This is a genomic window from Mycobacterium parmense (assembly GCF_010730575.1).
Lineage (GTDB): Bacteria > Actinomycetota > Actinomycetes > Mycobacteriales > Mycobacteriaceae > Mycobacterium > Mycobacterium parmense.
In genome coordinates this window covers 1,792,695-1,819,678 of record NZ_AP022614.1, presented here as the reverse complement: position 1 = coordinate 1,819,678, position 26,984 = coordinate 1,792,695, and the positions used below count along the sequence as shown (strand labels likewise).

The 26,984-nt window shown below is 70.8% G+C and carries 17 protein-coding genes and 1 pseudogene; 17 read left to right on the top strand and 1 reads right to left on the bottom strand.

The window, feature by feature from the left end; all coding sequences use genetic code 11:
• Positions 1-53: 53 nt before the first annotated feature.
• Entirely contained in the window at positions 54-449 is a 396-nt protein-coding gene (gene rplT, locus G6N48_RS08255) for a 50S ribosomal protein L20 (RefSeq protein WP_085270758.1), read from the top strand.
• An 8-nt stretch (positions 450-457) separates the two neighbouring features.
• Positions 458-1,243, top strand: a complete 786-nt coding sequence (locus tag G6N48_RS08250) for a TrmH family RNA methyltransferase (protein ID WP_085270759.1) — start codon at positions 458-460, stop codon at positions 1,241-1,243.
• Here G6N48_RS08250 and G6N48_RS08245 read toward each other — a convergent pair.
• Positions 1,240-2,307: an oxygenase MpaB family protein gene (locus tag G6N48_RS08245; protein ID WP_085270760.1), complete on the bottom strand. Its 1,068-nt coding sequence runs from the start codon at positions 2,305-2,307 to the stop codon at positions 1,240-1,242. The two genes, G6N48_RS08250 and G6N48_RS08245, sit on opposite strands and share 4 nt — an antisense overlap.
• Positions 2,308-2,500: 193 nt before the next feature.
• Here G6N48_RS08245 and G6N48_RS08240 point away from each other — a divergent pair, with 193 nt between their 5' ends.
• From G6N48_RS08240 to G6N48_RS08170, 15 genes and pseudogenes are all read left to right on the top strand, one after another.
• Positions 2,501-3,427 (top strand): adenylate/guanylate cyclase domain-containing protein, encoded by a 927-nt coding sequence (locus G6N48_RS08240; protein ID WP_085270761.1) that lies wholly within the window; start codon positions 2,501-2,503, stop codon positions 3,425-3,427.
• 9 nt (positions 3,428-3,436) lie between these two features.
• The gene (locus G6N48_RS08235) at positions 3,437-4,258 is read left to right on the top strand and encodes a rhomboid-like protein (RefSeq protein WP_085270762.1); all 822 of its coding nucleotides are present in this window, start codon (positions 3,437-3,439) and stop codon (positions 4,256-4,258) included.
• Positions 4,259-4,405: 147 nt separating this feature from the next.
• On the top strand, positions 4,406-5,449 hold the full coding sequence (pheS, locus tag G6N48_RS08230) for a phenylalanine--tRNA ligase subunit alpha (protein ID WP_085270763.1): 1,044 nt from the start codon (positions 4,406-4,408) through the stop codon (positions 5,447-5,449).
• Positions 5,449-7,935, top strand: a complete 2,487-nt coding sequence (gene pheT, locus G6N48_RS08225) for a phenylalanine--tRNA ligase subunit beta (RefSeq protein WP_085270764.1) — start codon at positions 5,449-5,451, stop codon at positions 7,933-7,935. The genes pheS and pheT overlap by 1 nt, the downstream gene beginning before the upstream one ends.
• Positions 7,936-8,304: 369 nt before the next feature.
• Positions 8,305-10,047, top strand: coding sequence for a PE family protein (locus G6N48_RS08220; protein ID WP_161494238.1), 1,743 nt, complete (start codon positions 8,305-8,307; stop codon positions 10,045-10,047).
• A 181-nt stretch (positions 10,048-10,228) separates the two neighbouring features.
• Positions 10,229-12,001: a PE family protein gene (locus G6N48_RS28635; protein ID WP_197745588.1), complete on the top strand. Its 1,773-nt coding sequence runs from the start codon at positions 10,229-10,231 to the stop codon at positions 11,999-12,001.
• Positions 12,002-12,273: 272 nt separating this feature from the next.
• A complete protein-coding gene (locus G6N48_RS08210) occupies positions 12,274-13,371 on the top strand; it encodes a PE family protein (protein ID WP_085270767.1) in 1,098 nt (365 codons plus the stop codon).
• A 209-nt stretch (positions 13,372-13,580) separates the two neighbouring features.
• Positions 13,581-15,320, top strand: coding sequence for a PE family protein (locus G6N48_RS28150; RefSeq protein WP_085270768.1), 1,740 nt, complete (start codon positions 13,581-13,583; stop codon positions 15,318-15,320).
• Between the two features lie 260 nt (positions 15,321-15,580).
• Complete coding sequence (locus tag G6N48_RS08200) at positions 15,581-21,094, top strand: PE family protein (RefSeq protein ID WP_163670744.1); 5,514 nt, start codon at positions 15,581-15,583, stop codon at positions 21,092-21,094.
• Between the two features lie 121 nt (positions 21,095-21,215).
• Positions 21,216-22,275 (top strand): annotated as a pseudogene (gene argC, locus G6N48_RS08195) (N-acetyl-gamma-glutamyl-phosphate reductase).
• Positions 22,272-23,489, top strand: coding sequence for a bifunctional glutamate N-acetyltransferase/amino-acid acetyltransferase ArgJ (argJ, locus tag G6N48_RS08190; protein ID WP_085271632.1), 1,218 nt, complete (start codon positions 22,272-22,274; stop codon positions 23,487-23,489). The pseudogene argC and the gene argJ overlap by 4 nt, the downstream one beginning before the upstream one ends.
• Complete coding sequence (gene argB / locus G6N48_RS08185; protein WP_085271631.1) at positions 23,486-24,373, top strand: acetylglutamate kinase; 888 nt, start codon at positions 23,486-23,488, stop codon at positions 24,371-24,373. The genes argJ and argB overlap by 4 nt, the downstream gene beginning before the upstream one ends.
• A complete protein-coding gene (locus G6N48_RS08180) occupies positions 24,370-25,560 on the top strand; it encodes an acetylornithine transaminase (RefSeq protein ID WP_085271630.1) in 1,191 nt (396 codons plus the stop codon). Before argB ends, G6N48_RS08180 begins: the two co-directional genes overlap by 4 nt.
• Positions 25,557-26,483: an ornithine carbamoyltransferase gene (gene argF, locus G6N48_RS08175; protein WP_085271629.1), complete on the top strand. Its 927-nt coding sequence runs from the start codon at positions 25,557-25,559 to the stop codon at positions 26,481-26,483. Before G6N48_RS08180 ends, argF begins: the two co-directional genes overlap by 4 nt.
• Entirely contained in the window at positions 26,480-26,974 is a 495-nt protein-coding gene (locus G6N48_RS08170) for an arginine repressor (RefSeq protein ID WP_085271628.1), read from the top strand. The genes argF and G6N48_RS08170 overlap by 4 nt, the downstream gene beginning before the upstream one ends.
• Positions 26,975-26,984: the final 10 nt, after the last annotated feature.

The window sequence follows — 26,984 nt, the reverse complement described above, 5'->3', positions numbered from 1 at the left end:
GCCCGCATGCGGCACCCAAACCGATTACGTCTGAACGAGAGTAGGAACATCCCATGGCACGCGTGAAGCGGGCGGTCAACGCCCACAAGAAGAGGCGCAGCATCCTGAAGGCCTCGAAGGGCTATCGCGGCCAACGGTCCCGGCTCTACCGCAAAGCCAAAGAGCAGCAACTGCATTCGTTGAACTACGCCTACCGCGACCGCCGTGCGCGCAAGGGCGAGTTCCGTAAGTTGTGGATCTCGCGGATCAATGCGGCGGCGCGGGCCAACGACATCACGTACAACCGGCTGATCCAGGGCCTTAAGGCCGCGGGGGTCGAGGTGGACCGCAAGAACCTCGCCGACATCGCGATCGCAGACCCGGCGGCGTTCGCCGCGCTGGTCGAGGTGGCACGCGCGGCGCTGCCCGAGGACGTCAACGCCCCGTCGGATTCCGGAGAGGCCGCCTAGCCCCGCGGGTGCTCACCGAACGTTCGGCCAGGGTGGCCGCGGCGGTCAAACTGCATCGCCATGCCGGCCGTCGCAAAACCCGCCGCTTTCTGGCCGAAGGCCCCAATCTCGTTGAGGCCGCGGGCAATCGCGGCCTGGTCCGCGACGTCTTCGTCACCGAGTCGGCGGCCGAACGGTACGCGGGCCTGCTCTCGCGGCAGCGGTCCCCGGTGCACGTGGTCAGTGAGCGCGCCGCCAAGGCCCTCTCGGACACGGTGACCCCGGCCGGGCTGGTGGCCGTCTGCGAGATTCCGGACACCGCGCTCGAGGAGGTCCTGGCCGGCTCGCCCCGGCTGATCGCCGTCGCCGTCGAGATCAGCGAACCGGGCAACGCCGGTACGATCGTCCGGATCGCCGACGCGATGGGCGCGGCGGGCGTGATCCTGGGCGGCACCGGCGTCGACCCTTACAACGGGAAGTGTCTGCGGGCCTCGGCCGGAAGCATCTTCTCGATACCCGTCGTGACCGCGCCCGACGTCGCGGCGGCGATTGCCGCGCTGCGCTCCGTGGGGCTGCAGGTGTTGGCCAGCACCCTGGACGGGCGGACACCTCTTGACGAAGCCGACCTCACCGCGCCGACGGCCTGGTTGTTCGGGCCCGAATCACACGGCCTGCCGACGGAGATCGCCGACGGAGCCGACCGGCGCGTGCGCATACCGATGGCGGGCGGCGCGGAGAGCCTGAACGTGGCCGCGGCCGCCGCCATCTGCCTGTATGAGAGCGCGCACGCGCTCGGGTTGCTCGCGCAGGCCTAGGCGGCCTGCGTGCGGCGGCCCCGGGCGGCGCGCAGCCCGGCCAGCGACAGGGTCGTGTGCACCAGGGAGCCGGCGCGTTCCATCAACGCCTTGGTGGGAAGCACGGTGGAAAGCGCCGAACCGCGGGGGTGGTAGTGCATCGGCAGCCCGCGCCGGTCGCGCGGCGGACCCACGAAGGCCGGCGCCTCGACCAACGGCGCGTCGCTCGGCAGCCGGCCTTCGGCGCGGCGGTAGGCCGCCAGCGCGCGGGGATGCAGGCGGATCTCGTCGGGCACCGCCAGGAATGCGAGTTCGACCGCCTTGCCGAACAGCCGCAGCAGAATCTCGTCGCCCGGCGTCCAGCGCAGGCCGGCCTTCTCGCGGACCGCGGGCTCGAACAACCCCGCCGCGATCCAGCGCTGGCCGGCGACCAGCGGCTTGAACAGTTGGTCCCACACCGGGGTCGGCAGCAGCACGAACTTCGGCTTGGGGATCCGCATCCGGAAGATCTCCCGCGTCGCCGGGTTGACCTCGAGCACCTCGCTGCACACCCGGTCCCAGTACCGCGCGAACTCCTCCCACGACTGCGGGACCGGGCGCATGCTCATGCCGTACATCCGGTACCACTGCACGTGTTCGTCGAACAGCTGCCGTTTCTCCGACTCGGTCAGGCCCCCGCAGAAGTACTCCGCCACCTTGACGACCAGCATGAAGAATGTGGCGTGCGCCCAGTAGAACGTCTCGGGGTCGAGCGCGTGATAGCGCTGCCCCGCGGCGTTGGTGCCCTTGATGGTGCGGTGATAGCCGGTGATCTGCCGTCCGGTCTGGGCCGCGCGCTCGCCGTCGTAGACGACGCCCATGATCGGGTACACCGACCGGGCCACCCGCTGCAGCGGCTCGCGCAGCAGGATCGAGTGCTGCTCGACCCCCGCGCCCAGATCGGGGTACATGTTCTGGATCGCGCCGATCCAGACGCCCATCATTCCTGTGCGGAGGTCGCCGAAGTACTTCCAGGTCAGGGATTCTGGGCCCAGCGGCCCGGCGGTGGCCGTCGTTTCGGCGGACTGCGTCGATGTGCGCGTCATCGCGGGCTCCTCGTGCTCCTGACTGCGCTCACGATAACTTTGACAACGCACGTTATCTATCGCCCGGGCGGCGTCCGCGGCGGGCGTTACCGAGTTTGCATCCGGGCGTCGCGGTCCCGTGATCGGACGCCGTGTGACGCAGCCGCCGGGACCGTCGTTGCCGGGCTGCGCCGGGACGAAATAATCTGGCCAAGTGGAACTCGCGCATCGCGAACCGGATCCCGACGAGGCCGAACCGGTGACCGCGGCGGAGTCACCCGCTCCTGGACGGCGTGCCCCGGCGTCTGTGCACAACGCGACGCAGTGGTTGCACGGCCGGAATCACAGCCCCGGCGCGGTGGCCTTCGTCCGGCGGGCGCGTCGGCTGCTGCCCGGTGACCCGGAATTCGGCGACCCGTTGTCAACCGCCGGCGACGGGGGTCCGCGCGCCGCCGCCCGAGCTGCCGACCGGCTGCTCGGCGATCGTGACGCGGTGTCGCGCGAGGTCAGCCTCGGGGTGCTGCAGGTGTGGCAGGCGCTGACCGAGACGGTGTCGCGACGGCCCGCCAACCCCGAGGTGACGCTGGTGTTCACCGACCTTGTCGGATTCTCCGCCTGGTCCCTACAGGCCGGCGACGAGGCGGCGCTGAGCCTGCTGCGACAGGTCGCGCGTGCCATCGAGCCGCCGCTGCTGGACGCTGGCGGGCACATCGTCAAGCGGATGGGCGACGGGCTGATGGCGGTGTTCGGCGACCCGACGGTGGCGGTGCGGGCGGTTCTGGCCGCCAAAGAGTCACTCAAATCCGTCGAAGTGGCGGGCTTCACACCTCGTATGCGGGTGGGCATTCACACTGGTCGGCCCCAGCGGCTGGCGGCGGATTGGCTCGGTGTCGACGTCAACGTGGCCGCTCGCGTTATGGAACGCGCCACAAAAGGTGGAATCATGGTGTCGAGTTCTACGTTGGACCTGATACCTCAGAGCGAACTGGACGCGTTGGGCGTCGTTGCCAAACGCGCGCGCCGGCCGATGTTCGGCCCCAAACCCGCCGGGATGCCGGCAGACGTGGCGATTTATCGCCTCAAGACTCTTAAGGAGTGGACAGGCTCCGATGGCTCTGCTCAAACGAATCCGCAGCCATAATGGACGGCGATGATAGCGGCACTTCTGTCCCGGCTCGCCCGGGTCCAATTCACCGTCGCGTATGCGGCCGTGTTGCTGGCCATCAGCTGCGCGATCCTCGCCCTCGGCCCGCACGCGCATGACGTCATCGTCCAGCGCGCCAGCACCAACGTGCACAACCTGGCCCACGGCCACCTCGGGACGCTGCTGGGCAGCGCGCTCGTTGTCGATGCCGGGCCGCTCTACTTCTGGCTGCCGTTTTTGACCTGCCTGCTCGCGCTCGCCGAGCTGCACCTGAGCACCATCCGGCTCATGGTCGCGTTCCTCGTCGGCCACATCGGCGCGACGCTGGTGGTCGCCGCCGCCCTCGCCGGGGCGGTCGAATTCGGCTGGTTGCCGCTGTCGATCACGCGGGCCAGCGACGTGGGGATGAGCTACGGCGCGCTGGCGGTGCTCGGGGCGATGACCGCGGCGATGCCGCAGCGCTGGCGGCCGGCGTGGGTCGGCTGGTGGATGGCCGTCGGCCTGACCTCGGCGATCATCGGGGGCGATTTCACCGACGCCGGCCACACCGTCGCCGTGATCCTCGGGGTGCTGGTGTCCGCCCGGTTCCGGCAGCCGATTCACTGGACCCCGGTGCGGTGCCTGATGCTGGCCGCCTCGTCGGGGTTCGGCTTCCTCGTCCTGGCCCACCACTGGGGGACGATGGCCGCGGCCCCGGTATTCGGTCTGGTGGGTGCGTTCGCGGCCTACAAGCTCACGAATTTCGTCACGGCGCGTAGGTCCGTGCCCGTGCTGCCCGCAGCGGTCGGGGACGCGCTGACCGGTCCCGAGCCGGTCGCGACCGGCTAGCCGCCCCGGCGCCGAGCCGGCGCCTGAGGCCGGCACCGGCCCCAAGCGCCTGCCGGGCGGCCGACACGGAATCACTATGATCGGCACTCGACCCGTGCCGCATGCGGGCAGCCCCGACAGCTTCGTCAGCAAGGAGAGTGTCGTCGCGTGGGTGAGCAACCCGTGGACTTGTCACCGGAGGCGTTGGCCGAGGCGGTCGACGCCGCTCGGCAGGCCATCACACTCGCCGACGATCTCGAGGCGCTGGCCCGCGTCAAGACCGAGCACCTCGGCGACCGCTCGCCGCTGGCCCTGGCGCGGCAGGCGCTGGGGGCCGTGCCCAAAGGCGAGCGCGCGGACGCGGGCAAGCGGGTCAACGCCGCGCGGGCGGCGGCCCAGCGGAGCTTCGACGAGCGGCTGGCCGAGCTGCGCGCCGAGCGCGACGCGGCGGTGCTGATCGCCGAGGGGATCGACGTGACGCTGCCGTCGACCCGGCAGCCGCCCGGCGCCCGACACCCGATCACGATCCTGGCCGAGCACATCGCCGACACCTTCATCGCGATGGGCTGGGAGCTTGCCGAGGGGCCGGAGGTCGAAGCCGAGCAGTTCAACTTCGACGCGCTGAACTTCCCGGCCGATCACCCGGCGCGCAGCGAGCAGGACACCTTCTACATCGCGCCTCAGGACTCCCGCCAGCTGCTGCGCACCCACACCTCGCCGGTGCAGGTTCGTACCCTGCTGGCGCACGAGCTGCCGGTCTACATCGTCTCGATCGGCCGCACCTTCCGCACCGACGAACTCGACGCCACCCACACGCCGGTCTTCCATCAGGTCGAGGGGCTGGCGGTGGACCGCGGCCTGACCATGGCGCATCTGCGCGGAACGCTGGACGCGTTCGCGCGGGCCGAGTTCGGTCCCGAGGCTCGCACCCGGATCCGGCCGCACTTCTTCCCCTTCACCGAGCCGTCCGCCGAGGTCGACGTCTGGTTCGTCGGCAAGAAGGGCGGCGCCGGCTGGGTGGAGTGGGGCGGCTGCGGCATGGTGCATCCGAACGTGTTGCGCGCCGCGGGAATCGACCCCGAGGTCTACTCCGGGTTCGCGTTCGGGATGGGCCTGGAACGCACCCTGCAGTTCCGCAACGGGATACCCGACATGCGGGACATGGTGGAGGGCGACGTCCGGTTCTGCCTGCCGTTCGGGGTGGGTGCCTGATGCGCGTTCCCTACAGCTGGCTGCGCGAGGTCGTGGCGGCCGGCGCCCCGGGCTGGGACGTCGCCCCCGGCGATCTCGAGCAGACGCTGGTGCGGATAGGCCACGAGGTCGAAGAGGTGCAGACCCTCGGCCCGGTGGACGGCCCGCTGACCGTGGGACGGGTCACCGACATCGAGGAGCTCACCGGTTTCAAGAAGCCGATCCGGGCCTGTCTGGTCGACGTCGGCGAGGGTGCGCCCCGCCACATCGTTTGCGGGGCAACGAATTTCGTCGTCGGCGACACCGTGGTGGTGGCGCTGCCCGGCACCACGCTGCCCGGCGGTTTCACCATCACGGCGCGCAAGACCTACGGCCGTGACTCCGACGGGATGATCTGCTCGGCAGCCGAACTCGGCATGGGCGCAGACCATTCCGGCATCCTGGTGCTGCCCGCCGGGACCGCCGAACCCGGAGCCGACGGCGCCGCGGTGCTGGGGCTCGACGACGTGGTGTTCCACCTCGCGATCACTCCCGACCGGGGTTACTGCATGTCGGTGCGCGGGCTGGCGCGCGAGGTCGCGTGCGCCTATGACCTGGACTTCGTCGACCCCGCCGGGGTGAAACCGCTGCCCGCCGAAGGGGAGGCGTGGCCGCTGAAGGTCGACGGCGAGACCGGCGTGCGCCGTTTCGCGCTGCGCCCGGTGACCGGGATCGACCCCGCCGCGGTGTCGCCGTGGTGGCTGCAGCGGCGACTGCTGCTGGCGGGCATCCGCGCGACCTCGCCGGCCGTGGACGTCACCAACTACGTGATGCTCGAACTCGGCCACCCGATGCACGCCCACGACTGCAACCGCATCACCGGCGGCTTACAGGTGCGCTTCGCGCGGCCCGGGGAGACCGTGGTCACCCTGGACGACATCGAGCGCAGGCTGGCTCCGGGCGACGTCCTCATCGCCGACGACGCGGCGACCGCGGCGATCGGCGGCGTGATGGGCGCGGCGAGCACCGAGGTGCGCGCCGATTCCACCGACGTGCTGCTGGAGGCCGCGGTGTGGGACCCGGCCGCCGTATCGCGGACCCAGCGCAGGCTGCACCTGCCCAGCGAGGCCGCCCGTCGCTACGAACGCGGCATCGACCCGGCCATTTCGGTTGCGGCCCTGGACCGTTGCGCCGGGCTCCTGGTGGACATCGCGGGAGGAGCGGTGTCGGACAAACTGACCGATTGGCGGGGCGACCCGCCGCGCGAGAACTGGTCGCTCCCGCCCATCCGGATCGCCGCCGACCTGCCCGACCGCCTCGCGGGGGTGGCCTATGCCCCCGGGGTGACCTCCAGGCGGTTGTCGCAGATCGGTGCGCTGGTGGCCGACGAGGGGGAGGCGCTGACGGTCACGCCGCCCAGTTGGCGGCCCGACCTGCTGCAGCCCGCCGACCTGGTCGAGGAGGTGCTGCGGCTGGAGGGCCTCGAGGCCATCCCGTCGGTGCTGCCGCCGGCCCCGCCGGGCCGCGGCCTGACCGCGCTGCAGAAGCGTCGCCGTGCCATCGGCAGGTCGCTGGCGCAATCCGGGTACGTCGAGATCCTGCCGACGCCGTTTTTGCCCGCGGGCGTGTTCGACCAGTGGGGGTTGCCCGACGACGACCCGCGCCGCGACACCACGCACGTGCTCAACCCGCTCGAGGCCGACCGTCCCCAGCTGGCCACGACGCTGCTGCCGGCTCTGCTGGAAGCGCTGGTTCGCAACGTATCCCGAGGTCTGGTCGACGTCGCGCTGTATGCGCTGGCGCAGGTCGTCCAGCCCACCGAGCACACACGAAGCGTCGAATTGATCCCGGTGCACCGGCGGCCCACCGACGCCGAGATCGCGGCGCTCGACGCCTCCCTGCCGCGGCAGCCGCAGCACGTCGCCGGTGTCCTGGCCGGTCTGCGTGAGCGGCGGGGCCCGTGGGGTCCGGGCCGGCGGGCCGATGCGACGGACGCGTTCGAGGCGGTGCGAATTGTGTCGCGCGCCAGCGGAATCGACGTCAGGTTCCGGGCCGCGCAGTACCTGCCGTGGCATCCCGGCCGGTGCGCCGAGGTGCTTGTCGGGGACACGCCGGTCGGCCACGCGGGTCAGCTGCATCCCGCGGTGATCGAGCGCTCGGGGCTTCCCAAGGGCACGTGCGCATTCGAGCTCGACCTCAGCGTGATCCCGGTCCCTGTGGCACTGCCCGCGCCGCGAGTCTCTCCGTTTCCGGCCGTGTTCCAGGACCTCAGCCTCGTGGTGCACGCGGACGTACCGGCCCAGGCCGTCGCGGACGCGGTCGCGGACGGCGCGGGAGAGCTGCTGGAGGACATTCAGCTCTTCGACGTCTTCACCGGGCCGCAGGTCGGCGAGGACCGCAAATCCCTGACCTTCGCGCTGCGGTTCCGTGCGCCGGATCGCACGCTCACCGAAGACGACGCCAGCGCGGCTCGCGACGGCGCCGTGCGACGCGCCGCCGAGACACTCGGCGCGGAGCTGCGCAGTTAGCCAGCCGGTACTGCCGCCCCATTGTTTGCCGGGGGCGATCGTTTGCTTCCCTAAGAGGATTATGTGACAACGTTCGTTGTCTTTTGTCGCCTCGAGAAGCCGTGATTAGGCTCACCTTTGTCTTGGTTACCGGCAGGTAACCGACTGCGAAGTAAGTGAGGGGGGCCTCGCGCACGTGCGTGCGCGAGGCCCTTCTGCGCTCATGTCGCAAAGACGATGACCGGCGGTCATCAGGCTGTTGAGCTGGGGTAAGGCGGAAAGGGAACGCCCTCTTGTACACAAGCACAACAGTCATTACCCTGCAGTAAGTTGACCCACCAGTAAGTTACTCGTCAGTTCGACTCAGCAGTGTGTCGGAGGGAGATGGAAATGTCGTTTGTGATCGCAACGCCAGACCTGGTCCAGAGTGCGGCCGGAGATCTGGCGGCCATTCGTTCGTCGCTGGCCGAGGCCAGCACGACCGTAGCCGGGCCCACGACGGGCATCGCGGCCGCGGCTCAGGACGAGGTCTCGATCGCGGTCGCATCGATGTTCGGAAACGTCGGCCAGGAGTTCCAGGCGCTCAGCATGCAGGCGCAGGCCTTCCACCAACACTTCGTCAGCCTGGTCAACGCGAGTGCCGGGGCGTACGTTGCGGCGGAGGCCGCCAACGCCGGGCAGGTCGCGCTCGGCGGCGGGGTCTTCGGCAACGTCGAGCAGAGCATCAGCGGCGCCCTCTCCGGGGCCGGATCGACCTTCGGCCAGGTCGGCCAGAGCGTCGGCGGCACCCTCATCGCGCTCGGTAACGGCGGCCTGGGCGCCGCGGTGGCCGGCCAGATCCAAGCCGACGTCAACGCCGTGTCGTCGGCGATCGCCGGCGCTCCCGCGGGCGTGTCGGCCGCGATTCAGACTGGGGGACAGGCTATTTCCCAGGCGGTCGGCGGCTTCCAGGCTCAGCTCGGGGCGCTGGTGACCGGCGGATTCCCGGGGCTGGTCAACAGCGCGGGCGTGTTCGGTGCCAGCATCGTGGGGCCGTATCAGGCGCTGGTCACCAACACGGTCACCAACCTGCAGGCGATCGCGAACACGTTCGTGTCCAACCCGTTCCCGTTCCTGCACCAATTCGTCAACAACCAGGTGTTCTATGCGCAGTCGATCGCCGGGGCGATCGGAACGGGCATTGCCAACCTGCCCGCCGAGCTGGCCAACCTGCCCGCAACCATTCAGGCTGCGCTGCAAGGTCTTTCAACCTTCAATCCGGGCGCCCTGTTGCAGCAGTTCATCAACAACCAGATCGGCTACGCCCAGACCCTCATCACCGCCCCGATCGCCGCGGCCCGCGACCTGGGCACCGGGTTGCTCGGATTGCCGGCGGCCTTCCAGGCCGCGGGTCAGGCCCTGCTGGCCGGGAACTTCCAGGGCGCGGTGAACGCCGTCGCACAAGGCCTCGAGAACGTCGTCCTGCCCGGCTTCCAAGAGGTGTTCATCCCGCTGGCCGACCTCGGGTTGCCGGGCGAGTTCCCCATCACCCCGCTCGGTCCGTTGGGCGACTTGGCTCCGATCTTCGCCATTCCGGGTCAGATGGCCCAGAATTTCACGAACCTGCTGCCGGCGGGCTCCATCCCGGCCCTGATGGCGCAGAACTTCACCAACCTGGTGGACGCCTTCACCAACTTCGGGTCGTCACTGAACTCGGCGGATTTGGGCATCTCGTTCGGTCTGCCGCTGCAGCTCCTGTTCGACGGGATCGGCGCGCCCGCCAGCGCGCTCAGTGCGCTGAACTCCAGCGCCGTGGCCTTCGTCGGCGCGTTGCAGACCGGCAACGTGTCGGCGGCACTCGCATCGGTCCTCGACGCCCCGGCGGCCGTCGCCAACGGCTTCCTCAACGGCCAGGCGCTGCTGAACCTGCCGCCGCTCACGGTGAACGTCGGCAACCTGCTCGTCACCACAACCACGGCGTCACTGCCGTTGGGTGGACTCTTCACTCCGTTGAGCCCCGTCGTCAGCGATGTCCTCGGCCCGCTGGCTGGCACCCAGATCGGTGGCATCATCCCTGCTCTGCTGGACTTCAGGTCCCAGCTGGCCCTGGCCATCGCCCTGCCCAGCCCGGTCCTGCCGTCGTTCGTCTTCTAGCCGCTGTCGGGGCGGGAAGCCGTCACGATCGGCGTCCCGCCCCCAGTCGGTCGCGGCCCGTTTCTGTGGGCGGATGCAGCGCACCGAAACACCGAATTTGCAGCGGCCTATTCGACATGTGACTAGGCTCACCTTGCCACGATGGCCGTCGGGCGGCCGTCGTAGTCGATGGGAGACGGTCATGTCGTTCGTTGTCGCGACGCCGGATGCGGTGCAGGCGGCAGCCGAGAAACTGGCGGGTATCCGCTCCGCACTCGTCGAGGCCAGCGCGTCGGCCGGCGTACCCACGACGGGAGTGGTGGCCGCCGCGCAGGACGAGGTGTCCGCCTCGGTCGCGGCGATGTTCGACACCTTCGGCCAGGAATACCAGGCCATCAGCGCCCAGGCGACGGCGTTTCACGAGCAGTTCGTCAACCTGATCAGCTCGGGCGCGGCCGCCTACCTCGGCACCGAGATCGCCAACGCCGAGCAGAACGCGCTCAACGCCGGCGGCGGCTCCCTCGCAACCCTCAATGGTCTGCTCGGGCAGCCCGGCGGGACCGCCGGTGCACTCGCCTCGAGCCTGCACACCGCGCAGTCGTCGATCTTGCCGATCGGCGCGGCGCCGCTCGGATCGCTGCTCAGCGGTCTCGGCTCGTCGGTGGGCCAGAGCGTCAACCACGCCGGCGCCATGGTGACCGCGCTGGAAGGCGGCGGTGCCGCGTCGCTGCTGTCCGGCCAGGTGCAGGCCGCCCTGCAGCCCCTTTCCGGCAACCTCGTCGGCCTCTCCGGCGCGCTGCGTTCACTGGAGGCCGCGTTCGCGCCCGGCCTGCTGCAGGCCGGCGCGGCAAACGGCCTCGCCGCCGTCGAGGGCCCCTACCAGGCCCTCTTCGCGAACACGGTCGCCAACCTGCAGACGCTGGGCACAACGTGGGCCGCCAATCCGGCACCCTTCCTGCACCAGCTCGTCACCAACGAGGTCGGCTACGCGCAGACGGTCGCGGCGGGCGTCGAATACCTGCTGCAGAACTTCCCGACGGTGCTGGCCAACCTGCCTGCCAACATCTCGGCCGCCTTCCAGTCGCTGCTGGCGTTCGATCCGGCCCCGTACGTCGAGCAGTTCATCGACAACCAGATCGCCTACGCCCAGATCATCTCCATGTCGCTGCAGAACGCGGCTCACGACTTCGGAATCGGTCTGCAGGCCTTGCCGGCGGCGTTCCAGTCGGCTTTCCAGGCGCTCGCCGCGGGCAACGTGGGGGGCGCGATTTCCGACATCGTGCAGGGGTTCGGCAGCTTGTTCGTCACGGGCTTCGCCGTGACGACCGTCGGGACGACCGTCAGCGTCTCCGTGACGGGGACCATCGGCGATCTGCTGCCCATCCTGGCCATCCCCGGGCAGATGGCGCAGAACTTCACCAACCTGCTGCCGGCCGGCTCGATCGCCGCGCAGATGTCCCAGAACTTCACGAACATCCTCGACACCGTGACGGACACGAGCATCACCGCGGTGCCGGTCATCGGCATCACGATTCTCCCGCCGTCGTTCAGCGTCTCCCTGACCAACACACTCGGGCTGCCGATGGCGCTGGTCTTCGACGCCGCGGGCGCTCCCATCAACGGGCTCAACGCGTTCAACGCGACGGGGGAGGCGTTCGTCGGGGCGGCGGAAGCCGGGAATGGGTTCGGAGCGGCCGCCGCCCTGATCGACGCGCCGGCCGTCGTCGCCAACGGTTTCCTCAACGGGCAGACGACGGTGCCGTTGAGCTTCAACCTCGCGGGCTTCCCCTCCACCATCAACCTTCCCCTGAACGGGCTTCTCGTGCCCACGACTCCCTACACCGCTGCCGTCACCCTCGGGCCGCCCTTCGGCACGGTCACCGTTCCGGCCGGCGGCACGCCGCTGAGCGGCCTCGCTCAGGGATTGCTGAACTACCTGCCCGAGCAGCTCGCGCTGGCGATAACGCCGAGCTGAACCGCGTCAGACACTTCGTCTAACGGGCCGGTCTGATGCAGACCGAAAGAATCGTGTGGGGCGCCGTACTATACCGCAAAGTTATATTGGGGCTTCTTTTGATCGAATTCAATACTCCCGGTCGAGAATTGTACCAAACCGGTGTATTAGTGGTCCATAAAAATGACACGCCGCCAATTTCGAGAATTCGTATTTTCACACACGTCTAATAGCGTAGTTTTACGCTCGCGTCGCCGGGATGACCGGAACCAAAAACTTGATTGGAGGCGCTCATGTCGTTTGTATTCACGATGCCGGACATGGTGTCGATTGCGGCCCAGGACTTAACTGCCATCCATTCGACGCTGGGCGAGGCGACGGCGTCGGCAGCCGCTCCCACGACCGCCGTGATCGCCGCGGCCGAGGACGAGGTGTCGGCCGGGATCGCGTCCGTCTTCAGCAGGTTCGGCCAGGCGTTCCAGGAGATCAGCGCCCAGGCCCAGGCGTTTCACCAGCAATTCGCCAATTTGCTCAATTCCGGCGCGGCCGCCTACCTGAGCACCGAGGTCTCCAACGCGCAGCAGGCGCTGATCAACGAGGCCACCGAGCCCGCGCAGCTCCTGCTCGGGCCGTCGGTGCTCGGGACCGCCGCGGCCACAACGTCGAAGATGCCGGCGATCCCCGCGATCGTCAGCGAGGTCCTCGGCCCCTACCAAAGCCTGTTCTCGAACACCTCCGCGAACCTGCAGGCCATCAGCCGGTCATGGTCCGCCGGCGCCGGGCCCGCTCTGCTGCAGTCGCTCGGCGCCCAGGCCGGTTACCCGATGCAACTCCTCAGTGCCCTGGAAACCGGGAATCTGCCTTCGGCAGTGGCGATCGCCAGTCATATCGGCCAGGGGTACGCGAACCTGATCGAACAGCTCACCGTGCCCGTGTCGCTGTCGGTGACGGCGCTGAGTCCGTCGACGGCGACCCTGGCCGTCGGACTGGGCCTGCCGCAGGTGCTGGCCTACGACGCGTTGGGCGCACCGGTGAACGCCGCCAGCGCGTTCGTGGCCAGCAGCGCGGCTTTCTTCGGGGCCCTGCAGGCGGGCAACACCACGGCAGCCGCCGTCGCGTTGCTGGATGCTCCGGCCAACATCGCCAACGCCTTCCTCAACGGCTCGGAGACACTGCCGGTGCAGCTGCCCTTCACCGGGCTGGCGCTGACGGCACCCGTGCGTTTCAGCGGCCTTCTTACTCCCCTCGCGCCGTTCTCGACGACGACGACGACGGTTCCGGGATCGTCACTTCTGTCGACGATCACGATTACCGCTCCGCCCGTCGGCGGCCTGATTCCCGGCCTCGTCGAGTACGCGCCCCAGATCATCGCGACGGCGCTCAACGGCTAATTCCTCGCGACTCACGGCGTGCGGGACCCGGCGGAGGACCCGAGTCCCGCGGGCGTTGCCGCCCCGCAAACTCCCCTTTGGTGTTCTAAGCAAGTTAACGCCATAAAAACGCGAGATTTCCTGCGCGCTGCATTGCGTTTCATTAATGTTTTCAACACCGTTCTCGGTCGCTCTGCGATGTTCGGTATTCACGGAGGGGAGTCGGACAGATGTCATTCGTCATGACGGTGCCGGACCTGGTTCAAGGCGCGGCCCAGAATTTGGCCGGCCTGCACCAATCGCTCGCCGAGGCGGCCTCGACCGTGGCGGCCCCCACGACCGGTCTGGTGCCGGCGGCCGCCGACGAGGTCTCGGCCGCCATCGCGGGCATGTTCGGCAACTACGGCGCCGAGTTCCAGGCCGCCAGCGCCCAGGCGCGGGCATTCCACGCGGAGTTCGTCAACGTGCTGAACGCCGGCGCCGGCGCCTACCTCAGCACCGAGGTGGCCAACGCCGAGCAGACGCTGGCGAACGTCGCTGCCGCACCGGCGCGCGCGGTGTTCGGCGGTGGCGCGTCCCTCGGCGCAGCCGCATCCAGCAATCCCGCCGCGGGGCTCCTCGGCGGCCTCACGGGCATCCTCGGCGGGGGTTCCGGCGGCGGTGGCACCAGCGGCATCAACGGCGTCCTCGGCGGCCTGACCGGCGGCACAGGTCTCGGCGGGTTGCTGGGCGGCCTCACCGGGGGCGCGGGTGGTCTGACCGGGTTGCTGGGCGGCCTCACCGGGGGCGCGGGTGGTCTGACCGGGCTGCTCGGCGGGCTGACCGGCGGCACGGGTCTGGGCGGGTTGCTGGGCGGCATCGGTTCGCTCGGCGGCACCCTGGATTCGCTGGGCGGCGGACTGACCTCGCTTGTGTCCGGCGCCCTCCCCGGCCTCCCGGGCCTGGTGACCGGGCTGGAGAACCAGCTGACCGGCATCGTGAACAATCTGCTGCCGGGCCTGGTCCAGGTGAACGTCGGGGACGTCGGCCCGTTCTTCACCGGCATCGCCGGGCCGTACGAAGCGCTCGTCTACAACACGTGGAACAACCTGCAAGCGCTGGGTTCCTCGTTCCTGGCCAATCCGTTCCCCTTGCTACGCCAGTTCGTGGCCAACCAGATGGTCTACGGCCAGACGGTCCTGTCGTCGCTGCAGAACGCCGGGCAGTCCGTCCTGGCGAATTCGGCGGCCTTCCAGGCCGCCTCGCAAGCGTTCGCGGCCGGCAACTTCGCGGGCGGCCTGGTCGACCTGCAAACCGCTTTCTCGGGCGTCGGGCCGGCGCTGACGCCCATCGCGACCATCCCGGGCCACATCGCGCAGAACTTCGCCAATGTCGTTCAGACGGCCACGAATACGGCGATCACGCCGGTGTTGACACTGGGCACCAACCCGGCACCGCTGAGTGCGACCATCGACAATCTGGTCGGCCTGCCGATCGTCGCCGGCATCGACCTGCTGGGTGCGCCCGTCAGCACCATCGAGGCGGCGGGGTCCAGCGCCTCGGCTTTCATGAGCGCCGTTCAGGCGGGAAACGCGTCGGCCGCGGCCGCGGCGCTGATCGACGCACCCGCCGTCATCGCCAACGGCTTCCTCAACGGACAGGCAACCTTCCCGTACGCGTTGACGCTATCGGGCCTGACCACGCCGCTGGGCCTGAACCTCAGCGACATCGCGGACCTCAGCGTGGTCGCCAACTTCCCGCTCGACGGGCTCCTCGTGCAACCGGGCTACTATCCGGTCACCGTCTCGCTCGACGTGCTCGGCGGCAGCCTCAATGGATTGGGCCTCGGGCCGATCACCCTGAACGCGGGTGTCGGCGGCACGCCGTTCAGCGGCCTGCTGCCCTTCCTGATCAACTACGCACCCGACCAGCTGGCGATTGCCATCGGAGCTCCCGCGTCGCCGCCGCCGCTGATCTCCATACCGCTCTAGACCCCTTCGAGGGCCCTGTGCTGATGGGGCCGACGGGTCGCGGATTCGCCTGCGGTGCAGGATCATCGAGGCGGTAGCCGCGGCGCCGACCTGCGGGGGCGGGCTGAGCAGCGCCGGGATTGTGAGACTGCCCACGCCGTGGGCCATGAAAACGGCCGTTTTCTATTCTGCGGAGGGGGTATCTGATTAATCTCAGTCTGCCTTGGTGAATTACGCTCACCGACGCGCATATGCCGTTCATTTGTCGTGGGGAGATGAACATGTCCTTTTTGACCGCGTTGCCGGATGCAGTACAGGCGGCAGCCCAAGATTTGGCGGGAATCCGCTCGGCGCTGGACGAGGTCACCCAGGCCATCGCGGCCCCTACGACTGGCCTGATGCCAGCGGCGCAGGATGAGGTGTCGACCGCGATCGCGGCCCTCTTCGGGAACTTCGGGCAGGAATACCAGGCCCTGAACGCCGAGGTGCAGGCCTTTCACAGCGCGTTCGTCAGCACGCTGAGTGGGGGCGCCACCGCTTACCTGGAGGCCGAGGTCGCCAACGCCGCGGCGATGCTCAGCGGCGGTGGCTCGCTGATGGTGGGCGCCGGCCACGGGGTCGCCGCTGCCGCGCAGGCCACGAGCGCGCTGGGGGTCAACCTGTCGGGCGGGCTGGGTCTGGGGCTCAACGCCGCGCTGGGGCCGATCGGGGCCGAGTTGGAGGGCCTCGCCCTGCAGGCCGGTGGCACGTTGCTGACCAACGTCGGCGGCGCGCTGGTGCAGACAGGCAATGCCATCGCCAGCCTCGGGACGTCGCTGGAGGCCAGCGGCGCGGCAATGTCGGCGCTCGGCGCGCAGTTGAGCGCACAGGCCGGCGGCGCGATCTCCGCGTTCCTCAACGGCGGGCTCAACGCGGCCATCTCGGCCAGCCTCGCGGGCCTGGGTCCGCTGGGGGCGTCCCTGGCAGCCGGCCTGACCGGCGGCCTGTCGGGCCTGGCCAACCTCGGATCCACCCTCCTCGCCGACCTGGGCGGCGGCCTGTCCGGCCTGATCAACGGTGGTCTGGCGCTGACCGGCGGCTTCGGCGCGGCCCTGTCCGGCCTCGGTGGCTCGCTGAGCGCCGCGCTGAACCTGGCGCTCAGTGGCAACCTCGCGGGCCTGAGCGGCCTGCTCGGACTGCCGGCCTCGCTGGCCGCCACGCTGGGCGCTGGCCTGAACGGGCTGCTCGGCACCGGCGCGATGCTGGCGGCCGACCTGGCCGGCGGGCTGAACGGCCTGGCCAATCTTGGCGGCACGCTGGCCGCCGACCTCGCCGGGGCGCTGGGGCCCCTGGGCGCCAACCTCGGTCTGGCGTTGTCGCTGGGGCTGTCCGGTTCGCTGGCGGGTCTGGGTCCGCTGGGCGCGGCGATCGCGGCGGGTCTGACCGGTGGGCTTTCGGGTCTGGTGAACCTTGGCGGCACGCTGGCCGCGGACCTGGGTACCGGCTTGAGCAGCCTGCTCAACGGCGGTCTGAACCTGGCGGGCAGCCTGGCCGGTGGTCTGAGTGGCCTCGGGGCGACGCTGGGCGCGACCATCACCGGCAGCCTGGCGGCCGGCCTGAGCGGGCTGGCGGGCCTGGGCGGTCTGCCGGCCGAGCTGGCGGCCAGCCTGGCCGCCGGCCTGAACGGCCTCGGCGGCGTCGGCGCGGCGCTGGCCGGCAACCTGGCCAACGGGCTGGGCGTGCTGGTGAACACCGGTGCCGCGATCGCCGGCGACCTGGCCGGGGCGCTGGGTCCGCTGGGTGCCAGCCTGAGCGCGGCCCTGAGCCTCGGGCTTGGTGGTTCGCTGGCGGGCCTGGCTCCGCTGGCGGCCGCGCTGCAGGCGGGGCTGACCGGTGGCCTGTCCGGCCTGGCGAACCTGGGCGCGACGCTGGCCGCCGACCTGGGGACCGGTTTGAGCGGTCTGCTCAATGGTGGGTTGAACCTGGCGGGCAGCTTCGGTGCGGCGCTGTCGGGTCTGGGTGGGTCGCTGAGTGCGGCGCTGAACCTGGCGCTGAGCGGCAACCTGGCCGGGCTGAGCGGGCTGCTCGGGTTGCCGGCCGACATCGCGGCCAGCCTGGGCGCCGGGCTCAACGGGCTGATCAACACCGGTGCGACGCTGGCGGGCGACCTGGGTGCTGGTCTGAACGGCCTGCTGAGCCTTGCCGGGCCGTTGGGTCTGGACATCGCCGCGGCGCTGAACGGGTTGGGCGCCAACCTGGGCGTGGCCCTGTCGCTGGGGCTGTCCGGTTCGCTGGCGGGCCTGGGCCCGCTGGGGGCGGCCATCGCGGCAGGTCTGACCGGTGGGCTTTCGGGCCTGGTGAACCTCGGTGGCACGCTGGCGGCCGACTTCGCCAATGGTCTGACGGGGCTGCTCAACGGCGGCCTGGCGCTCGGCGGCAACCTGGCCGCGGCGCTGTCGGGCCTGGGCGGCGCGTTGTCCGCGTCGCTGGCGGGCAGCCTGACCGCGGGTCTGAGCGGGTTGGCGGCCCTGGGGCCGCTGGGTGCGGAGTTCGCGGGTGCGCTCAACGCCGGTTTGAACGACCTGCTGGGCACGGGGGTGAACCTGGCGACGGCGTTGGGTGGCGGGCTGAACGGGCTGCTGAACCTCGGTGGCGCGTTGGGCGCCGATATCGCCGGGGCGTTGAACGGTCTGAGTGGGTCGCTGGGCCTGGGTCTGTCGGCCATGCTGAGTGGTTCGCTGGCGGGTCTGGGCCCGCTGGGGGCGGCCATCGCGGCGGGTCTGACCGGTGGGCTGTCGGGCCTGGTGAACCTTGGTGGCACGCTGGCCGCGGACCTGGGTACCGGCTTGAGCAGCCTGCTCAACGGCGGTCTGAACCTGGCGGGCAGCCTGGCCGGTGGTCTGAGTGGCCTCGGTGCGACGCTGGGCGCGACCATCACCGGCAGCCTGGCGGCCGGCCTGAGCGGGCTGGCGGGCCTGGGCGGTCTGCCGGCTTCGATCGCCGCCACCCTGGGCGCGGGCCTGAATGGCCTCGAAAACGTCGGCGCGGCGCTGGCCGGCAACCTCGGCTCCGGCCTGGGCGTGCTGCTGGGCACGGGCGCCGGCTTGGCGGCTGACCTGGCCGCGGCGCTGGGCCCGCTGGGTGCCAGCCTGAGCGCGGCCCTGAGCCTCGGGCTCGGTGGCTCGCTGGCGGGCCTGGCTCCGCTGGCGGCCGCGCTGCAGGCGGGGCTGACCGGTGGCCTGTCCGGCCTGGTCAACCTGGGCAACACGCTGGCCGCCGACCTGGGGACCGGTTTGAGCGGTCTGCTCAATGGTGGGTTGAACCTGGCGGGCAGCTTCGGTGCGGCGCTGTCGGGTCTGGGTGGGTCGCTGAGTGCGGCGCTGAACCTGGCGCTGAGCGGCAACCTGGCCGGGCTGAGCGGGCTGCTCGGGTTGCCGGCCGACATTGCGGCCAGCCTGGGCGCCGGGCTCAACGGGCTGATCAACACCGGAGCGACGCTGGCGGGCGACTTGGGTGCGGGTCTGAACGGCCTGCTGGGTCTTGCCGGGCCGTTGGGTCTGGACATCGCCGGGGCGCTGAACGGGTTGGGCGCCAACCTGAGTGCGGCCCTGTCGCTGGGGCTGTCCGGTTCGCTGGCGGGCCTGGGCCCGCTGGGCGCGGCGATTCAGGCCGGCCTCACCGGCGGCCTGAGCGGCCTGGTCAACCTGGGCGCGACGCTGGCCGCCGACCTGGGGACCGGTTTGAGCGGTCTGCTCAATGGTGGGTTGAACCTGGCGGGCAGCTTCGGTGCGGCGCTGTCGGGTCTGGGTGGGTCGCTGAGTGCGGCGCTGAACCTGGCGCTGAGCGGCAACCTGGCCGGGCTGAGCGGATTGCTCGGGTTGCCGGCCGACATTGCGGCCAGCCTGGGCGCCGGGCTCAACGGGCTGATCAACACCGGAGCGACGCTGGCGGGCGACCTGGGTGCGGGTCTGAACGGCCTGCTGGGTCTTGCCGGGCCGTTGGGTCTGGACATCGCCGGGGCGCTGAACGGGTTGGGCGCCAACCTGAGTGCGGCCCTGTCGCTGGGGCTGTCCGGTTCGCTGGCGGGGCTGGGCCCGCTGGGGGCGGCCATCGCGGCGGGTCTGACCGGTGGGCTGTCGGGCCTGGTGAACCTTGGTGGCACGCTGGCCGCGGACCTGGGTACCGGCTTGAGCAGCCTGCTCAACGGCGGTCTGAACCTGGCGGGCAGCCTGGCCGGTGGTCTGAGTGGCCTCGGTGCGACGCTGGGCGCGACCATCACCGGCAGCCTGGCGGCCGGCCTGAGCGGGCTGGCGGGCCTGGGTGGCCTGCCCGCCGCGCTGGCCGGCAGCCTGGAAGCGGGCTTCACCGGCCTGGAGAACGTGGGTGCCGGCCTGGCGGCCAACCTGGCCAACGGCCTGGGCGTGCTGGTGAACACCGGTGCCGCGATCGCCGGGGACCTGGCCGGGGCGCTGGGTCCGCTGGGTGCCAGCCTGAGCGGGGCGCTGAACCTCGCGCTGAGCGGCTCGCTGGCGGGCCTGGCTCCGCTGGCGGCGGCGCTGCAGGCGGGGCTGACCGGTGGCCTGTCCGGCCTGGTCAACCTGGGCAACACGCTGGCCGCCGACCTGGGGACCGGTTTGAGCGGTCTGCTCAATGGTGGGTTGAACCTGGCGGGCAGCTTCGGTGCGGCGCTGTCGGGTCTGGGTGGGTCGCTGAGTGCGGCGCTGAACCTGGCGCTGAGCGGCAACCTGGCCGGGCTGAGTGGGCTGCTCGGGTTGCCGGCCGACATTGCGGCCAGCCTGGGTGCCGGGCTCAACGGGCTGATCAACACCGGAGCGACGCTGGCGGGCGACCTGGGTGCGGGTCTGAACGGCCTGCTGAGCCTTGGCGGTGGCCTGGGCGCCGACATTGCCGGGGCGCTGAACGGCCTCGGCGGGTCGCTGAGCGCCGCGCTCGCTCTGGGGCTGTCCGGTTCGCTGGCGGGCCTGGGCCCGCTGGGCGCGGCGATTCAGGCCGGCCTCACCGGCGGCCTGGGCGGCCTGGTCAACCTGGGCAACACCCTGGCCGCCGACCTCGGCGCCGGCCTGACCGGCCTGCTCAACGGCGGCCTGAACCTGGCGGGCAACCTCGGCGCCGCGCTGGGCGGGCTGGGCGGCACGCTCGGTGCGGCCCTGCAGGCCAGCCTTGGGGCCGGCCTGACCGGGCTGGGCAACCTGACGGGCCTGGGCGCCACGCTGGCCGCCGAGCTGGGAGCCGGACTGAACGGGTTGGGCAACCTCGGCGCCACGATCGCGGCCGATCTCGGCGGCGGGCTCAACGGGCTGCTCAACCTCGGCGCCACCCTGGGCGCCGACCTGGGTGCGGCGTTGGCCGGCCTGAACGCCAACCTGATGCTCAACCTGGGCGTCAACCTGGCGGCCGGCCTCAACGGCCTGGGTGCGTCGCTGGCGGCCCTGACCGGCGGCCTGACCGGCGGCTTCGCCGGCCTGGTCAACACCGGCGAACTGCTGCTGGGGACGCTGGGTAGCAGCCTGGCCGGCCTCGGTGGCACCGGCGCGGCGCTGGCCAGCATCTGGGGCAACGCAGCGGCTCAGATCGGCTCGGCGCTCAGCGGGGCCTTCTCCGGAAGCCTCGGCGTCGCGTTCCCGGGCCTGATCGGCGCGGGTGCCACCTTGGCGTCCGGCCTGGCCGCGGTCACCTTCGGCCTCGCGCAGACCGGCAACACCCTGGTGACCTCCGTGGTGACGGCCCTGCGGGACCTGGGACTGTCCCTCGAGGCCGCCATCAACGCCAGCCTCGGCATCGGGGTGTCCGTCTAGTCCGGACATCGCCTACGAGCGCTCTCGTCGGTGCTGGGCTCCCGTGCGGAGCCCAGCACCGCGGCCTTTTCTGCCTCCGCGTTCGAACGCCCGGAATGAATTTGCAAACTGTTGCATAACCATGCAGAATCGTCGAAATGGCCGACGAGTTGAAGGTGGCGGTAGCCGGTGCCACCGGCTACGCCGGCGGTGAGATCCTACGGCTGCTGCTGGGCCATCCCGCACTTGCCGACGGCCGCCTCACCATCGGCTCCCTCACCGCCGCAGCCAGCGCCGGCAGCACGCTGGGCGAGCATCATCCCCACCTGACGCCGCTCGCGCAGCGCCTCGTCGAGCCCACCGAGCCGGCGGTGCTGGCCGGCCACCACGTCGTGTTCCTGGCTCTGCCGCACGGCAACTCGGCCGCCCTGGCCGAGCAGCTGGGCCCCGAGACCGTGATCGTCGACTGCGGCGCCGACTTCCGGCTCACCGACGCGGCGGCCTGGGAGCGCTTCTACGGTTCCCCGCACGCCGGCAGCTGGCCGTACGGGCTGCCGGAGCTGCCCGGCGGGCGCCAGTCCCTGCGGGGCGCACGGCGCATCGCCGTCCCGGGCTGCTACCCGACGGCGGCCCTGCTGGCCCTGCTGCCGGCGGTGGCCGAAGACCTCGTGGAGCCCGCCGTCACCGTCGTCGCCGTCAGCGGAACGTCCGGAGCGGGTCGCGCGGCCAAAACCGACCTGCTCGGATCGGAAGTCATCGGGTCCGCGCGGGCCTACAACATCGCCGGGGCCCACCGTCACACCCCCGAGATCGCCCAGGGCCTCGGTGCAGTCACCGACCGCGACGTGACCGTGTCGTTCACCCCGGTTCTCATACCGGCGTCCCGGGGCATCCTGGCGACGTGCACGGCGCGCACCCGCGCGCCGCTGTCCCAGCTGCGGGCCGCCTACGAAAAGGCCTACGACGCAGAGCCGTTCGTCTACCTGATGCCAGAAGGTCAGCTGCCGCGCACGGGGGCGGTGATCGGCAGCAACGCGGCGCACGTCGCCGTCGCGGTGGACGAGGCGGCCGAGACGTTCGTGGCGATCGCCGCCATCGACAACCTGGTCAAGGGGACCGGCGGCGCGGCCGTGCAGTCGATGAACCTGGCGCTGGGGTGGCCGGAGACGGAGGGACTCTCGGTGGTCGGGGTGGCGCCGTGACGGATCTGGACGCCGCGTCGGCGCGGCTGCTGCGCGAGCAGGGCGTCACCGCCCCGGCCGGGTTCCGGGCTGCCGGGATCGCCGCCGGCATCAAAGCCTCCGGCGCCCGCGACCTCGCGCTGGTGTTCAACGAAGGGCCCGACTACGCCGCGGCCGGGGTGTTCACCCGCAACAAGGTCAAGGCCGCGCCGGTGCTGTGGACCCGGCAGGTGCTGACCACGGGCCGGCTGCGCGCCGTCATCCTCAACTCCGGCGGCGCCAACGCCTGCACCGGGCCGGGCGGTTTCCAGGACGCACACGCCACGGCGGAGGCCGTCGCGGCGGCGCTGTCCGACTGGGGTACCGAGACGGGGGCCATCGAGGTCGGGGTGTGCTCCACCGGGCTGATCGGTGACCGGCTGCCGATGGACAAGGTGCTCGCCGGGGTGCGGGCGATCGTGCAGGACATGGCCGGTGGGCTGAGCGGCGGGGACGACGCGGCACGGGCCATCATGACCACCGACACCGTGCCCAAACAGGCCGCACTGCATCACCAGAACGACTGGACCGTCGGCGGGATGGCCAAAGGCGCCGGCATGCTGGCCCCGTCGCTGGCCACCATGCTGTGCGTCCTGAGCACCGACGCCGCCGCCGAACCCGCGGCCCTCGACAAGGCGCTGCGGCGCGCCACCGCGCTCACCTTCGACCGGCTCGACATCGACGGCTGCTGTTCGACCAACGACACCGTGCTGTTGCTGGCGTCGGGGGCCAGCGAGATCACCCCGTCGCAGGCCGACCTCGACGACGCCGTGCTGCGGGTCTGCGACGACCTGTGCGCCCAGCTGCAAGCCGACGCCGAGGGCGTCACCAAACGCGTCACCGTCACGGTCACGGGCGCCGCCTCCGACGACGACGCGCTGGTCGCCGCGCGGGCGGTGGCCCGCGACAGCCTGGTCAAGACCGCGGTGTTCGGGTCGGACCCGAATTGGGGCCGGGTCCTCGCGGCCGTGGGCATGGCACCGGTGACGCTCGATCCCGATCGAATCGCCGTGTCGTTCAACGGTTCCGCCGTGTGTATCGACGGCGTCGGCGCCCCGGGCGCGCGCGAGGTGGACCTGTCGGCGGCCGACATCGACATCACCGTCGACCTTCGCGTCGGTGAGGGGAGCGCGGCGGTGCGGACCACCGACCTGTCGCACGGCTACGTCGAAGAGAACTCGGCCTACAGCTCATGACCGCCGACACAGAGACGCTGCCCACCGGGGTCAAGGCCGAGGTGTTGGCCGAGGCCCTGCCGTGGCTCAAGCAGTTGCACGGCAGGATCGTCGTCATCAAGTACGGCGGCAACGCCATGACCGACGACGCCCTGCGGCACGCCTTCGCGGCCGACATGGCCTTCCTGCGCAACTGCGGCATCCATCCCGTCGTCGTGCACGGTGGGGGCCCGCAGATCACCGCGATGCTGCGCCGGCTCGGCATCGAGGGCGACTTCAAGGGCGGATTCCGTGTCACCACACCCGAAGTGCTCGACGTGGCGCGGATGGTGCTGTTCGGTCAGGTGGGGCGCGAACTGGTCAACCTGATCAACGCGCACGGGCCCTACGCCGTCGGCATCACCGGCGAGGACGCGCAGCTGTTCACCGCGATACGGCGCAGCGTCACCGTGGACGGGGTGGCCACCGACATCGGCCTGGTGGGCGACGTCGAGCTGGTCAACACCGCCGCGGTCCTGGATCTGATTGCGGCAGGGCGTATTCCGGTGGTGTCGACGCTGGCCCCGGACGCCGAAGGGGTGGTGCACAACATCAACGCCGACACCGCCGCAGCGGCGCTGGCCGAAGCGCTGGGCGCCGAAAAACTGTTGATGCTGACCGATGTCGAAGGGCTCTACACCAGCTGGCCCAACCGCGAGTCGCTGGTCAGCGAGATCGACACCGCCACGTTGGCGCAACTGCTTCCCGCGCTGGAGGCGGGCATGATTCCGAAGGTGGAGGCGTGCCTGCGGGCCGTCACCGGGGGAGTGCCGAGCGCGCACGTCATCGACGGAAGGGTCAAACACTGTGTGCTGGTCGAGCTTTTCACCGATGCGGGCACCGGAACGAAGGTGGTGAGGGCGTGACCAACACGGATGCCTTGAGGCAGCGCTGGGAAGCCGTGATGATGGACAACTACGGCACCCCGCCGGTGGCGCTCGCCAGTGGCGATGGCGCCGTCGTCACCGACGTGGACGGCAGGACGTATCTCGATCTGCTCGGCGGCATCGCGGTCAACGTGCTCGGCCACCGCCACCCCGCGATCATCGAGGCCGTCACCCGGCAGACGGCGACGCTGGGACACACCTCCAACCTGTATGCCAACGAACCGGGTGTCGCGCTGGCCGAGGAGCTGGTCGCCCTGCTCGCGGCCGAATCAACGGCGCGGGTGTTCTTCTGCAACTCCGGGACGGAGGCCAACGAGATGGCGTTCAAGCTGTCCCGGCTCACGGGCCGCACGAAAATCGTTGCCGCAGAAGGCGGATTCCACGGCCGGACCATGGGTTCGCTGGCCCTGACCGGCCAGCCCGGCAAGCGGGCGCCGTTCGAGCCGCTGCCCGGTTACGTCACGCACGTGCCCTACGGCGACGTCGACGCTCTGTCCGCCGCGGTCGACGAGGGCACCGCCGCGGTGTTCCTCGAACCCATCATGGGCGAGGGCGGCGTCGTCGTCCCGCCCCAGGGCTACCTGGCCGCCGCGCGGGACATCACCTCCCGGCACGGCGCGCTGCTGGTGCTCGACGAGGTGCAGACCGGGATGGGCCGCACCGGAGCGTTTTTCGCCCACCAGCACGACGGGATCACCCCGGACGTCGTGACCCTGGCCAAGGGGCTCGGCGGCGGGTTGCCCATCGGTGCGTGCCTGGCCGTCGGGCCGGCCGCCGACCTGCTCACCCCCGGACTGCACGGCAGCACCTTCGGCGGCAACCCGATCTGCGCCGCGGCGGCGCTGGCGGTGCTGCGCACGCTGGCGGCCGACGACCTGGTCCGGCAGGCCGAAGTGCTGGGCAAGTCGTTGCGCCACGGCGTCGAGTCCCTCGACCACCCCCTCGTCGACCACCTGCGCGGACGGGGGCTGCTGTGGGGCGTGGTGCTGACCGCGCCGCGGGCCAAGGAGGCCGAAGCCGCCGCGCGCGACGCCGGATATCTCGTCAACGCGCCCGCCCCCGACGTCATCCGGCTGGCGCCGCCGCTGATCATCACCGAGGCTCAGCTCGACGGGTTCGTCGCCGCGCTGCCGGATATTCTCGACACCGCCGCGGCCGCAGCATGATTCGGCACTTTCTGCGCGACGACGACCTCTCGCCCGACGAGCAGGCCGAGGTGCTGGCGCTGGCGGCGACCCTCAAGAAAGACCCGCTGTGCTGCCGCCCGCTGGAAGGGCCGCGCGGTGTCGCCGTCATCTTCGACAAGAACAGCACCCGGACCCGGTTCTCGTTCGAGGTGGGCATCGCGCAGCTCGGCGGGCACGCCGTGGTGGTCGACAGCCACAGCACCCAGCTGGGACGCGACGAGACCCTGCAGGACACCGCGCAGGTGTTGTCGCGCTACGTCGAGGCGATCGTCTGGCGCACGTTCGGCCAGGAGCGGCTCGAGGCGATGGCCGAGGCCGCGACCGTGCCCGTGGTCAACGCGCTGTCCGACGACTTCCATCCCTGCCAGGTGCTCGCCGACCTGCAGACCGTCGCCGAACGCAAAGGCTCGCTGACCGGGTTGCGCCTGTCCTACTTCGGCGACGGCGCCAACAACATGGCGCATTCGCTGATGCTGGGCGGGGTGACGGCCGGCATCCACGTCACCGTCGCCGCGCCCGACGGCTTCGCGCCCGACCCGGATTTCGTGGCCGCGGCCCGGCGGCGCGCCGAGGAGACCGGGGCGTCGGTCAGCCTGACGGCGGACGCCGACGCGGCCGCGGCCGGCGCCGACATCCTGGTGACCGACACCTGGACGTCGATGGGTCAGGAGGACGACGGGCGCGACCGCATCGGCCCGTTCCGCCCGTTCCAGGTCAACGAGCGGTTGCTGGGCCTGGCCGATCCCGAAGCCATTGTGCTGCACTGCCTTCCGGCCCACCGCGGGCACGAGATCACCGACGGCGTGCTGGACGGGCCGGCCAGCGTGGCATGGGACGAGGCCGAGAACCGGTTGCACGCCCAAAAGGCGCTGCTGGTCTGGCTGCTGGAGCGCGCCCGATGACGCGCTCGAAGGCCGCGGCGGAAACCACCCGCGCCGGCCGGCAGGACCGCATCGTGGCGATCCTGTCGTCGGCGTCGATCAGCAGCCAGAGCGAGCTGGCGGCACGGTTGGCCGGCGAGGGCATCGACGTCACCCAGGCCACCCTGTCGCGCGACCTCGAGGAGCTGGGCGCGGTGAAGCTGCGCGGCGCCGACGGCGGCGTCGGGGTCTACATCGTCCCGGAAGACGGCAGCCCGGTGCGCGGGGTGTCCGGCGGCACCGCCAGGTTGTCCCGGCTGCTGGGCGAGCTGCTGGTGTCGGCCGACGCCAGCGCGAACCTCGCGGTGCTGCGCACGCCGCCCGGTGGTGCCAACTATCTGGCCAGCGCGATCGACCGCGCGGCGCTACCGTACGTCGTCGGCACCATCGCCGGTGACGACACCGTCTTCGTGGCAGCCCGCGAGCCGATGACGGGCGCGGAGCTGGCCAGCGCGCTGGAAAGCCTCACTTAACAAAGGAGAT